The sequence below is a fragment of the Micromonospora sp. NPDC049102 genome (assembly GCF_043197485.1).
In the GTDB taxonomy this organism is placed as follows: domain Bacteria; phylum Actinomycetota; class Actinomycetes; order Mycobacteriales; family Micromonosporaceae; genus Micromonospora.
Genome location: NZ_JBICTE010000021.1, coordinates 75,481 through 87,717 on the forward strand (window position 1 = coordinate 75,481; position 12,237 = coordinate 87,717).

The 12,237-nt window shown below is 73.9% G+C and carries 9 protein-coding genes; 6 read left to right on the top strand and 3 right to left on the bottom strand.

What is annotated here, in order from left to right:
* Nucleotides 1-16: 16 nt before the first annotated feature.
* Nucleotides 17-3,991, bottom strand: a complete 3,975-nt coding sequence (gene eccCa, locus ACGFH9_RS20300; RefSeq protein WP_393221465.1) for a type VII secretion protein EccCa — start codon at nt 3,989-3,991, stop codon at nt 17-19.
* Nucleotides 3,992-4,092: 101 nt separating this feature from the next.
* On the opposite strand from eccCa, the gene eccD reads away from it, so the two are divergent.
* A complete protein-coding gene (gene eccD, locus ACGFH9_RS20305) occupies nt 4,093-5,496 on the top strand; it encodes a type VII secretion integral membrane protein EccD (RefSeq protein WP_393221468.1) in 1,404 nt (467 codons plus the stop codon).
* Between the two features lie 31 nt (nt 5,497-5,527).
* Here eccD and ACGFH9_RS20310 read toward each other — a convergent pair whose 3' ends face one another.
* Nucleotides 5,528-6,034 carry an inorganic diphosphatase gene (locus ACGFH9_RS20310; protein WP_355238578.1) on the bottom strand — a complete coding sequence of 169 codons (507 nt, stop codon included), beginning with the start codon at nt 6,032-6,034 and terminating at the stop codon, nt 5,528-5,530.
* A gap of 523 nt (nt 6,035-6,557) precedes the next feature.
* Here ACGFH9_RS20310 and dacB point away from each other — a divergent pair.
* From dacB to tilS, 3 genes are all read left to right on the top strand, one after another.
* The gene (dacB, locus tag ACGFH9_RS20315; protein WP_393221527.1) at nt 6,558-8,033 is read left to right on the top strand and encodes a D-alanyl-D-alanine carboxypeptidase/D-alanyl-D-alanine-endopeptidase; all 1,476 of its coding nucleotides are present in this window, start codon (nt 6,558-6,560) and stop codon (nt 8,031-8,033) included.
* 93 nt (nt 8,034-8,126) lie between these two features.
* Complete coding sequence (locus ACGFH9_RS20320) at nt 8,127-9,197, top strand: zinc-dependent metalloprotease (protein ID WP_355238575.1); 1,071 nt, start codon at nt 8,127-8,129, stop codon at nt 9,195-9,197.
* Between the two features lie 10 nt (nt 9,198-9,207).
* Entirely contained in the window at nt 9,208-10,200 is a 993-nt protein-coding gene (gene tilS / locus ACGFH9_RS20325) for a tRNA lysidine(34) synthetase TilS (protein ID WP_393221472.1), read from the top strand.
* Here tilS and ACGFH9_RS20330 read toward each other — a convergent pair.
* A complete protein-coding gene (locus ACGFH9_RS20330; RefSeq protein ID WP_393221475.1) occupies nt 10,187-11,167 on the bottom strand; it encodes a GlxA family transcriptional regulator in 981 nt (326 codons plus the stop codon). The genes tilS and ACGFH9_RS20330 overlap by 14 nt on opposite strands.
* Nucleotides 11,168-11,305: 138 nt before the next feature.
* Here ACGFH9_RS20330 and ACGFH9_RS20335 point away from each other — a divergent pair, with 138 nt between their 5' ends.
* Both ACGFH9_RS20335 and hpt read left to right on the top strand, forming a co-directional pair.
* The gene (locus tag ACGFH9_RS20335) at nt 11,306-11,455 is read left to right on the top strand and encodes a hypothetical protein (protein ID WP_355238867.1); all 150 of its coding nucleotides are present in this window, start codon (nt 11,306-11,308) and stop codon (nt 11,453-11,455) included.
* A gap of 100 nt (nt 11,456-11,555) precedes the next feature.
* On the top strand, nt 11,556-12,131 hold the full coding sequence (gene hpt / locus ACGFH9_RS20340) for a hypoxanthine phosphoribosyltransferase (RefSeq protein ID WP_355238566.1): 576 nt from the start codon (nt 11,556-11,558) through the stop codon (nt 12,129-12,131).
* Nucleotides 12,132-12,237: the final 106 nt, after the last annotated feature.

Sequence of the window (12,237 nt, forward strand, 5' to 3'; positions counted from 1 at the left end):
GAACCGCGAAGACAGGTCACGGTGACGGCAGATGTGCGAGCTGCACGAGGCGTACGCCCTCCCGTCGGGTGACGAGCCGACCACGGCCCGGTGGCAGTGGCCCGGGCCGCACCGGCCCGACGAGCGCGCCCTCCTCGGGGCTGCCCGCCATCACCAGTCCGGCCGTGGAGAGTTCCCGTAGCCGCTGCACGATGGACTCGTACTGGGACCGGCCCGCGCCTCCGGAACGGCGGGCCAGCACCAGGTGCAGGCCGACATCGCGGGCGTGCGGCAGGTGCTCCTCCAGCGCCCGCAACGGGTTCGCCGGCCCGGTGGCCACCAGGTCGTAGTCGTCGACCAGCACGAACAGTTCCGGCCCCGACCACCACGAGCGGTCACGCAACTGCTGTGGGGTGACCTCCGGCCCGGGAGCCCGCCGCTGTAGGTAACCGGCGGCCGACTCGACCAGGTCGGCGCTGTGCGCGGCGGCGGTGCCGTACCCGATGAGGTGCGGCGTCTCGATGGCGCCCAGGAGGCTGCGCCGGTAGTCGACGAGGATGACCCGGGCCTCCTCCGGCGTGAACCGGGTGGTGATCGAGGCGGCCAGCGCCCGCAGGAACGACGACTTGCCGCACTCGGCGTCCCCGAAGACCACGAAGTGCGGCTCGGCGGCGAAGTCGAGCTGCACCGGCCGCAGATCGGCCTCGGCGACTCCGATCGGCAGCCGCAGCCCGGTCGTCGCGGTGAGATCCAGATCGGCGTACGGCAGCACCGGTGGGAGGAGCCGGACCCGAGGCGCCGCCGGTCCGGCCCAGGCCTCGGCGATTCGTCCGACCAGCTCGGCGGTGCCATCGCTCGAACCGGCGAGCCGTGGGAGCGCGGTGAGGAAGTGCAGGCTCTGGGCCGTCACACCCCGGCCGGGGTGCTCCGGCACGTTCGCCGCTGCCCGCCGGGCCACCAGGGAGTCGGACGGGTCGCCGAGGCGCAGCTCCAGCCTGGAGCCGAACAGGTCCCGGATCGCCGGGCGGAAATCCAACCAACGCAACGCCGTGGCGACCACGTGCAACCCGTACGACAGGCCGCGGGTGGCCAGGTCGGTGACCAGTGGTTCCAGGTCGTCGTACTCGTTGCGCAGGGTGCTCCACCCGTCGACCACCAGGAAGACGTCGCCGAACGGATCGACGTCCGGCTGGTCGGTGGTCGCCGTCGCGGCCCGCCGCTGCCGGTACGTGGCCATCGACTCCACGCCCAGCTCGGCGAAGCGGCGCTCCCGCTCGGCCAACAGAGTCGTGACCTCGCCGACGGTGCGGCGTACGGCGGTCGGGTCGGCACGACCGGTCACTCCGCCCACGTGCGGCAGGTCACGCAGCGCCGCGAGACCGCCACCGCCGAAGTCGAGACAGTAGACCTGCACCTCGGCCGGGGTGTGAGTGAGCGCCAACGCGCAGATCAGCGTGCGTAGCGCGGTGGACTTGCCGCTCTGCGGCGCGCCGACCACCGCCACGTGGCCGGACGCGCCATCCAGGGCCAGCCAGAGCAGGTCCCGCCGCTGTTCCAACGGCCGGTCCACCACGGCCACCGGCACACTCAGCGCCCCGTGCAGCTCCGGGTTGCCCACGGTGAGCCCGCGCGTCGGATCCACCTCGACCGTGCCGACCAACTCGTCCAGGGCCGGAGGGTCACCGAGCGGCGCGAGCCACACCTGGTGTGCGGGCGGGCCCTGCCCGACGAGCCGGTCGACCAGCAGGTCCAGCAGGGTCTCGCGGCTGCTCTCGTCCTCGGCCACCATGGGCAGGGCCGGGGTCCCCGGCTCCGGCAGCGGTACGACGTGAGTGGTGAACGTCAGCAGGCGGGCGCCCTCGCCAGCAGTGACGCCGCTCGTGTCGGCCCGGCGGCGTACGACCCCGGAGACGTACGCCGCCTTGAACCGCGCCAGCGGATCGGTGCCGGCGCGCAGGTAGCCGTGGCCCGGCGAGCGGGGCAGCTCGTGCGCGTCCGGCACCCCGAGCACCGTGCGGGACTCCAGGGCCGAGAAGGTGCGCAACCCGATCCGGTACGACAGGTGCGTGTCCAGCCCGCGCAGCCGGCCCTCCTCCAGGCGCTGGCTGGCGAGCAGCAGGTGCACGCCGAGCGACCGACCCAGCCGGCCGATCTGCACGAACAGGTCGATGAAGTCGGGCTTGGCGGAGAGCAGTTCGGAGAACTCGTCGCAGATCAGCAGCAGCGACGGTAGCGGGGCGAGCGGGCTGCCGGCGGCCCGCGCCCGCTCGTAGTCCCGCACGCTGGCGAAGTTGCCGGCCCGGCGCAGCAGCTCCTGCCGGCGGACCAGTTCCCCGTTGATCGCGTCCACCATCCGGTCGACCAGGGGCAGTGCGTCGGCCAGGTTGGTGATCACGGCGGCGGTGTGCGGCAGCCGGTCGAACGGCGCGAAGGTGGCGCCTCCCTTGAAGTCGACCAGGACGAAGTTGAGCTGCTCGGAGCTGTGCGTCGCGGCCAGCCCCAGCACCAGCGTGCGGAGCAGTTCGGACTTGCCCGAGCCGGTGGCCCCGATGAGCAGACCGTGCGGGCCCATCCCGTCCTGGGCGGACTCCTTCAGGTCCAACTCGATGGCCCCTCCGTCGACACCCACCCCGATCGGGACCCGAAGCCGGTCCCGGGCCGAGCGCGGCGCCCAACCCTGCTCGGCGGTGAAGCTCTCCGGATCACCGAGGCCGAGCAGCTCCGGCAGGCCCAGCTCGACGTCGAGTGGGGCGTCCGGGCCGCGGGCCGTACCGGCCAGCCGCAGCGGCGCCAACCGCCGGGCGACCGCCTCCGCGTCGGTGATGTCGAGGTGGTCGGCGCGGCCCACCTCGGCGTGCCCCTCGACCGACCACGAGTGCAGCCGCCGGCCGCGCAGTTCCAGCAGCAGCACGTACCGGTCGAGCAGGCGGGGCGGCGGTGTGTCCAGATCCAGCACGGTGACCGCGTCGATGCCGCCGTCGCCGGTCAGGTCGGTCGCACCGGTCAGGTCGCCGCCGTCGAGGACCACCACCACGTGTGGACCGTCGGTGGCCGGCCCGGCCGGGCTGAACCGGGGCCGGCTGCCGAACACGTCCCCGAGCAGCAGTTCCAGCTCCGCAGCCGACGAGGTCACCAGCCGTACCGGCCCGAGCGCGTCCGTACGCCCGGGGTGGTGGGCGTGCGGCAGCCACTTCACCCACTCCCAGGCGGCTCGACGCTCCGGCCCGGCGCAGACCGCGATCAGCAGCTCGTCGGGGGCGTGGAACACGGCCAGCTGGGTCAGCGCGGCCCGGACCAGGGCCTGCGCCGCCGGGTCAACGGTGGACGGGCCGCCGGTGGACGGGCCGCCGGTGGCGGTCCGCACGTGCACGCGGGCGAAGCTGCGCAGGGACAGGGCCACCGGCAGCTCCGGCACCACGGAGTACGCGTCCAGGAAGCGGCGCAGCGCGCCGGCGGTCATCGGCTCCAGCTCCTCCAACGGCCGGGTGACCGGCGGCACGAGCGGGGTCGCCAGCGTCTGCGGGCCGACGGCGACGCGTACCACCGCGAAGTCGGGGTCGGCGGGGCGGCGTTCCCAGACCCGACGGCTGTCCACGGTGGACCACAGGCGGGCGGGGTCGGGGTGGCGGTAGTAGAGCCCGGCCCGCTGCTGCCCGGCGGTCTGCCGGACCCGGCGGCGCAGCGTCGCGAGATGGCGCAGGTACTCGCGGCGGGCCGCCATCATCTCGGACTTCTTCGGGGTGCCCGACGCGCTGCCCCACGTGGTGACGAGCATCGCGAGCGACGAGAGCCCGAACATCCCGCCCACCACGTACGAGTACGCCCCGCCACCGCGGCCGAACATCATCGCCATCGCCACCGTGCCGCCGAGCATGGGCAGGACCATCAACATCTGCTGCCACCGCCCGCCGGCCACCGCAGGGATCTCCGGCGGTGCCTCGACGGGCAGCTCGCCGACGGGGATCTCCGGCGCTGGCCGCCGCGGCGGGCGCTTGATGACGACGGTGGACACTCGGCCTCCTGACTGCGCTGGGTAACCCGAGCCTGGCTCATGGTAGGTAAAGTCCTGTCGTTCCCGCAGCCTCCGACACCGCTCGATATGGAGACCGGTCGATGACAACCGGACTGGCCCGCGTCACCATCAGCGCGCCCCAACGGCGGGTGGACGTCGCCCTGCCGGAGCAGGTGCCTCTGGCCGAGCTGCTGCCCGACGTGCTGCGGCACGCCGGTGAGGGGCTGGCCGACGATGGCGAGCGGCACGGCGGCTGGGTGTTGCGCCGTACCGACGGGGCGGTGCTGGCGAGCGCTCAGGCGCTGCTGCCGCAGGGGGTCCGCGACGGTGAGGTGCTGCACCTGGTGCCGGCCCGCGCCCACTGGCCCGAGTTGGAGTACGACGACGTCGTGGAGGCGATCGCCGACGGGGCCCGTCGCCGGGGCGGCGCCTGGTCGCCCGCCGCCACCCGGGTCGCCGCTCTGGCCGGTGCCGGCGTGCCGCTCGCAGTCGGGCTGCTCGCCCTGCTCGCCAGTGGCCCGACCTCGGGGAGCCGCTGGGTCGCGGCGGCGGCCGTGGCGCTGCTGCTCACCGTGGGCGGCACTGTCGCCTCCCGCGCCAACGGCGACGGCGCGGCCGGAGCGACGCTCGGCGGGTACGCCCTGCCGTACGCCTTCGTGGCCGGTGCCCTCGCGGTCGGCTCGGGCGACCCGGTCGGCCCGCTCGGGTCGGTGCGCTGGGTCGGCGCGCCCGAACTGCTGGCCGGCTCGGTGGCGCTGCTGCTCGTTGCGCTGACCGGTCTGCTGACAGTGGCGAGCCGACTGCGCGTCTTCGTGGCCGGTGTCACGGTCGGCCTGCTCGGCGCCGGCGCGGCGCTCGGAGCGCTGCTGCTGACCCCCGCCGGCACGGCGGCGGTGGTGCTCAGCGCGCTGGTCTTCGCCATCGGGGCGATTCCGCTGTTGGCCATCCGGCTGGGCAAGCTGCCGCTGCCGCCGATCACCCTGCCGACCACCGCCTCGGGTGCCGAGTCGGAACGGCCCGGGGACCTACCGGACCGGGGCAAGGTGAACGCTGCCGTCACCCGTACCGAGGAGATGCTCACCGGGATGCTGCTCGGGCACGCCGTGCTGGCGGTCGGGGCCGCGGTCGTACTCGGGGTCGCCGGTGGGCTGGCCGGACCGGTGCTGGTGGCGGTGGTCGCGTCCGTTCTGCTGCTGCGGTCGCGGCTGTTCGTGGCGCTGCGGCACCGGGTGCCGACGGTGCTGGCCGGGCTGGCCGGCTACGCGGTGCTCGGCGCGGTGCTGGTCCAGCGGACCGACGACGCGGGCCGCCTGGCGCTGGTCCTCGGTGGGGCGGCGCTGGGCCTGGTGACCGTGGCCGCCGGCACCGGGTACGCCCGGCGACCGGTCTCGCCGTACCTCGGGCGGGTCGCGGACCTCACCGACACGGCCCTGGTGGTCGCCGTGGTGCCGGTCGCCTGCGCGGTGCTCGACCTGTACGACAGGGCCCGGGGGCTGCTCGGATGAGCGGCTCCCGGGCCCTGTCGGTGGTCGTACGTCAGTGGTTGGACTCGCCGCGCGCCTCGGCGTCCCGCGCACGCTGGTAGGAGGCGTGGATCTCGGCCTCGGCCTCGGTGCGGCCGACCCAGGTCGCGCCCTCGACCGACTTGCCGGGCTCCAGGTCCTTGTACACCTCGAAGAAGTGCTGGATCTCCAGGCGGTCGAACTCGCCCAGGTGGTGGATGTCGCGCAGGTGCTCCTGGCGGGGGTCCTCGTAGGGCACGCAGAGGACCTTGTCGTCGCCGCCCTTCTCGTCGGTCATCCGGAACATGCCGATGGTCCGGCAGCGGATGAGGCAGCCCGGGAAGGTGGGTTCGGGGACCAGCACCAGCGCGTCCAACGGGTCGCCGTCCTCGCCCAGCGTGTCCTCGATGAACCCGTAGTCGGCCGGGTACTGGGTGGACGTGAACAGGGTGCGGTCCAGCCGGATCCGGCCGGTCTTGTGGTCCACCTCGTACTTGTTTCGGTGACCCTTGGGGATCTCAACCGTCACGTCGAAATCCATCTGCACGCTCCCTCGTCTGCCCACGCTGGCTAACGGAACCACTGGCGCCCTCCGGACAGGTGAATGCCCACCCGCCGACTCCGGCCGCCGCATAGTCTTCGGACCGAAGTAGTGTCACCCAAGCCGATTTTCGCTGGGGGAGGAGGGGGTCGTGGGGAGGGAAGATTCACACTACCGCCCGGACGGGGGCGCCGCGCGTGGTACCGGACGATCCGGTGCCGGTGGGGCGAGCGGGCGGGTTCCGGTGCCCGACGCGCATCTTCCCCGGCCGCCGGAGGAGTCGGTTCCCGAGCGGCCGCCGCCGCTGCCGTGGCGTCCGTCAGGTTCGACGCCGGCCGGAGGACCCAACGGGCGCTTCCCGGTCCTCGGCGCGAACCACCCCACGAGCGGCCCGGGACCCACGGGTGCCGCACCTGTCCGACCGGCCCCGACCAGCCCGGCTCGGGGCGGCCGGGTGTCCGGTGACGGACCCACCGTCCGCTTCCCGACCGGCGTGCCACCGCTCGGTCCGCCGATCTCCGCGTTGCCGGCCCCGGCCGGCGCCGAACCGCCGGTAGCGTCGTCGAGTTCGCCGCGCCGTCGACGGCGACTGGTGACCGTGCTGGCCGTGGTGGTGCTGTTGGTGCTGGCCGGCGTGGGTGTCGTCGTGGCCCGGCCCGGCCCGGTCGCCGCCTGGCTGGGCGAGGACGCGGCCTCCGGTCCGGCCGGTGCCGCCCCCGCCTCCGAACCCGACCCCTCGGACGTGTTGGGCGGCCCCGACCCGAACGCTCCGCTGCCCTCTGCCGACGGGGTACGCGCCGCGCTCGACCCGCTGGTCGGCGTGCCCGCCCTGGGTGACCGGGTGAACGTGTCGGTTGCCGACGTGACCACCGGCCAGACGCTGTACGCCAAGGGGGCGGACGACGGCACGGTGCCCGCCTCGGTGACCAAGCTGGCGACCGCGGTGACCGTGCTGGCCGCGCGTGGCCCCGGATTCCGTATCCCGACCCGGGCGGTGGCCGGTGCCAAGCCCGGCGAGGTGGTGATCGTCGGTGGCGGCGACCCCACCCTCGCGGTGAACAAGAAGGGTTACTACCCGGGTGCGGCACGCCTGGACGACCTGGCCGCGCAGGTACGTGCCGCCCTCGGCGGCACCGCCCCGACCAGCGTCACCGTCGACGGCTCCCTCTACTCCGGTCCGCGGTACGGCCCCGGCTGGGACGACGACATCCCCACCGGGGGGTACGGCGGCGCGGTGACCGCGCTGATGACCGACGGCGCGCGTACGGACCCGGGTGCCGCGCCCGGGGGCGCCGAGCGCGTCGCCGAGCCCGACCTGGCCGCCGGCAAGTCGTTCGCCCGGCTGCTCGGCGTACCGACCAGCGCCGTCAAGCGGGGTACGGCCCCGGCCCTGGCCACCGCCGCCGGTGGCACCCCGCCGGCCGGTACGGAGCTGGGCGTGGTGCAGTCGCCGCCGCTGATCCGGCTGGTCGACATCATGATCAGCGAGAGCGACAACCTGCTGGCCGAGGCGCTGGCCCGGCAGGTGGCGCTGGCCCGCAGCCAGAAGGCGTCGTTCGATGGCGCGGCCGCCGCGATGGACGCCGAGGTGGCGGCGCTGGGCCTGCCCGCCGAGGAGATCACCCTCTCCGACGGCAGCGGGCTGTCGCGCCGCAACCGGATCAGCCCGTCCCTGCTCACCGACCTGATCCGGCTGGCCGCGAGCACGGACCATCCGGAGCTGGCCGGCGTCTTCGGCGGCCTGCCGGTGGGCGGCTGGTCCGGCACGCTGGGCGAGCGTTACCGGGGTGCCCCCGGGACCGCCGCCGGCGCCGGTGCCGTACGCGCCAAGACCGGCACGCTGACCGGGGTGCACGCCATCGCCGGCCTGGTCACCACGGCCGACGGTCGGCTGCTCACCTTCGCGGTGCTCACCGACAAGGTGCCCGGCGGGACGGACACGGCCCAGCCGGCGCTGGACCGTATCGCCGCCGCGCTGGCCGGCTGCGGCTGCCGCTGACCACCGTCGGGGTGGCGTCGTGCGGGCGGCGACCGGCGTCGATCGCCGACGCGAGCCCGCGCCGGGGTGTCGCGACGCGGGTACGGTGGGTTCATGGCGCAGTTCGTGGACTGGGATCTGGCCGCCGCCACCGCGGGGGCGTTGAGCAAGTCGGGCCCTCGGGTGTCGTACGCCGAGGCCACCGACGTGGTCGGCGACCTGCGTCGGCTGACCGACGAGGCGGCCGGGCACGTGGCCGACTACACCGGGCTGCGGGCGCAGGTGTCGCACCCGCCGGTGCGGGTCGTCGACCGTCGCGACTGGGCGGCCGCCAACATCGCCGGGCTGCGTGAGGTGATCACTCCGCTGGTCAGCCGGCTGTCCGGCGACAAGCAGCCTGGCGCGCTCACCGAGGCGATCGGGTCGCGGCTGACCGGGGTGCAGGCCGGCACGGTCCTGGCCTACCTGTCCGGCCGGGTGCTCGGCCAGTACGAGGTCTTCTCCGCCGACCCGGGGCAACTGCTGCTCGTGGCGCCGAACATCGTCGAGGTGGAGCGCAAGCTGAACGCCGACTCCCGGGACTTCCGGCTGTGGGTCTGCCTGCACGAGGTCACCCACCGCACCCAGTTCACCGCCGTGCCCTGGATGCGGGCGTACTTCCTGGGGGAGGTGCAGGCGTTCGTCGACGCGTCGTCCAACGGCGGTGAACATCTCGTCGAGCGGCTGCGACGCGGTGTCGCGACGCTGTCCGAGGCGGTCCGCGACCCGGAGAGCCGCACGAGCGTCCTGGACATCGTGCAGACCCCGGCGCAGCGTGCCGTCCTCGACCGGCTCACCGCGCTGATGACCCTGCTGGAGGGGCACGCCGAGTTCGTGATGGACGGCGTCGGCCCGCAGGTGATCCCGAGCGTGGAGCGCATCCGGGCGTCGTTCAACCGTCGGCGCGAGGCGGGCAACCCGTTGGAGAAGGCGATCCGCCGGCTGCTCGGGGTGGACGTCAAGATGCGTCAGTACGCCGAGGGTCGCAAGTTCGTCCACGGCGTGGTCGAGCGGGTCGGCATGGAGGGCTTCAACTCGATCTTCAACTCACCGCTCACCCTGCCCCGGCTGTCGGAGTTGGGCGATCCGGACGCCTGGGTGGCACGCGTGCACGGCCCGGCCGGCACCGTCCCGTCCGCCGGCTGACCGTCCGTCGGTGGCCGCGCTCGCCCCTCCGGTGGCCGCGATCCGGGTGGCGGTCCGTCGCGCGCTGACTGACCTGCCGTCCGGTGGTCCGGTGCTGGTGGCCTGCTCCGGCGGCGCCGATTCGCTGGCCCTGGCGGCGGCGACGGTGTTCGTGGCACCCCGGCTGGGTCGGCCCGCCGGCCTGGTGACCGTGGACCACGGCCTGCAGGACGGTTCGGCGCAGCGCGCGGAGGCGGTGGCCGCGTGGGCCCGGGAAGCCGGGTTCGCCCCGGTGGTGGCGGTGCCGGTGGAGGTGGCCGGGCGACCGGGTGGACCGGAGGCGGCCGCCCGGGAGGCCCGCTACGAGGCGTTGACGGAGGCGGCCCGGCGGTACGCGGCGGTCGCGGTGCTCACCGGGCACACGCGCGACGACCAGGCGGAGACGGTGCTGCTCGCGCTCGCCCGCGGGGCCGGCCCACGCGGACTGGCCGGAATGCCGGGCCGGCGGGATCTCTCCGGGGTGCCGCTGCTGCGGCCGTTGCTGGGGATCGGTCGGGAGCAGACCCGCGCCGCCTGTGCCGCCCTCGGGCTCGACCCGTGGCAGGACCCGCACAACACCGACCCGTCGTACGCCCGCTCCCGGGTGCGGGCCGACGTCCTGCCGGCGTTGGTGCGGACGCTCGGGCCGGCGGTGGTGGACAACCTGGCGCGTACCGCCCGGCTGGTGGCGGCGGACAACGCCGCTCTCGACGAGATCGCCGCGATGGCGCTCGTGGCGGCGCGGCACCCCGCCGGTGGCCTCGCGGTGGTGGAGCTGGCCAATCTGGCCGTCGCCGTACGCGGCCGGGTGCTGCACGCCTGGGCACGGGAGCTGGGCGCGGTGGCCGGCGCGCTGTCGCACCGGCACGTCGACGCCCTGGACGCCCTGGTCACCGACTGGCACGGTCAGGGCCCGACCGACCTGCCCGGGGGTGCCCGCGTCCTGCGTCGGGGCGACCGACTGGCGGCCCTCAGCCCGGACTGAGAGCTGCCGCGCCGTCCGCCCGGTCCCGGAAGGTGGTCCGGTAGCTGTGCGGGGTGGCGCCGACCCGACGGCTGAAGTGGTGGCGCAGCGCCGCCGCGTCACCGAAGCCGGCCTGGTCGGCGACGGCCTCCACGCTCAACGGGGTCTCCTCCAACAGGCGTCGGGCGAGCAGCACCCGCTGGTTGGTGAGCCAGTCGTGGGGCGTGGTGCCGGTCTCGGCCCGGAAACGCCGGGCGAACGTCCGTGGCGCCATGCCGGCGCGGGCGGCCAGCTCCTCCACCGTGATCGTCCGGTCCAGGTGCCCCATCAGCCACTCCAGCACCGGTTCGAGGGTGGGTGCCTCGGGCGCCTTCGGGATCGGCGCCTCGATGTACTGGGACTGGCCGCCGTCGCGGTGCGGCGGGACCACCATCCGCCGGGCCAGCCGGGTCGCGGTGGCCGAGCCGTGTTCCTGGCGTACCAGGTGCAGGCATGCGTCGATGCCGGCCGCCGTGCCGGCGCTGGTGAGCAGCCGACCGTCCTGGACGTACAGCGAGTTGCAGCGGACCCGGGCGCGGGGATGCCGGCGTTGCAGCTCGTCGGTGTACCGCCAGTGGGTGGTGCACTCCCGGTCGTCGAGCAGGCCGGCCTCGCCGAGTAGGAAGGCTCCCGAGCAGACGCTGATCAGGTGTGCGCCGCGCGCGTCGGCGCGGCGCAGCGCGTCGAGCACCGGCTCGGGGACGACGGTGCCCTGACCGTGTGCGGGGACGGCCACCAGATCCGCCTCTTCGAGCGGGGCGAGGTCGGCGTTCGGGGTGAGGTGGAAGCCGGCGGAGGTGCGCACGGCAGCACCGTCGGGGCTGCACACGTCGAAGCGGTACGCGGGGAAGCCGTCGTCCGTCCGGTCGGTGCCGAAGACCTCCGCGAGGACACCGAGCTCGAAGGGAGCGACCTGGTCCAGGGCGAGTACGGCGACGGATCGGAGCATGTGACGAGGGTAACCCGAGAGGTGGCAGTAAATCGATGCCCAGTGGCATCTCTGCCACTGTCCGGGCGGTGGGAGTCGGCGCAGACTGGCCTCAGTCCGGTGCGCACCGGCGGCGAAACCGACAGCAACCATGCGAAAGTGAGCGCCGCCATGGAGTTCCTGCTCTTCCTCCTGTTCCTCGTCCTGCTCGTCGCCGCCTCCGCGGCCGGCCTCACCGTGGACACCCACGACTCGGCCGACTGGAAGCCCAGCGAGGACGGCCGCCGCTGGCGGTCCCGTACCAGCTGATGCCTTTGATACCCTTTGCGCCGAAAATCCAGGGCGGGACCGCGCCAAAAGGTGCGGCCCCGCCGACGGAGGCCATCGGACGTACGGCAGGCTAGGAGTCATGGCTGACGGCTCCTGGTACGACGCCGACATCGACCACGTGATCATCTCCGAGGCGCAGATCCGCGAGAAGACAGCGGAACTGGCCAAGCAAGTGTCCGCCGACTACGCCCACGTGGGCGACGGACTGCTGCTGGTCTGCGTGCTCAAGGGCGCGGTGATGTTCATGGCGGACTTCGCCCGAGCGTTGGGCCGCAACGGCCCCCCGGCCGAACTCGACTTCATGGCCATCTCCTCGTACGGCCAGGGCACCACCTCCTCCGGGGTGGTCCGCATCCTGAAGGATCTCGACCGGGACATCGCCGGTCGGCACGTCATGGTCGTCGAGGACATCGTCGACTCCGGTCTGACGCTCTCCTGGCTGCTGCGCTACCTCGAGTCGCGCTCGGCGGCGAGCGTCGAGGTCGTCGCGCTCTTCCGTAAGCCCGAGGCGGTCAAGGTGCCGGTGCCGGTGAAGTACGTCGGCTTCGACATCCCCACCGAATTCGTGGTCGGGTACGGCCTCGACTTCGCTGAGCGCTACCGGGAGTTGCCCTACGTCGGGGTGCTCAAGCCCGAGGTCTACGCCCGCTCCTGAGCCTGCCCGCCGAGTCGCGCCGCGCCAAAGCCCGAGGGCGACTCGCATCGGTATTCGTCAAGCCGACGTTCAGCGGGCTCTCAGCTGTAGCGGCTAACGTGGAGCA

Excerpts from the sequence above, each read along its gene's own strand:
- ACGFH9_RS20330 (WP_393221475.1), bottom strand. The coding sequence starts at position 11,167 with ATGCTCCGATCCGTCGCCGTACTCGCCCTGGACCAGGTCGCTCCCTTC.
- ACGFH9_RS20310 (WP_355238578.1), bottom strand. The coding sequence starts at position 6,034 with ATGGATTTCGACGTGACGGTTGAGATCCCCAAGGGTCACCGAAACAAG.
- hpt (WP_355238566.1), top strand. The coding sequence starts at position 11,556 with ATGGCTGACGGCTCCTGGTACGACGCCGACATCGACCACGTGATCATC.
- eccD (WP_393221468.1), top strand. The coding sequence starts at position 4,093 with ATGACAACCGGACTGGCCCGCGTCACCATCAGCGCGCCCCAACGGCGG.
- ACGFH9_RS20320 (WP_355238575.1), top strand. The coding sequence starts at position 8,127 with ATGGCGCAGTTCGTGGACTGGGATCTGGCCGCCGCCACCGCGGGGGCG.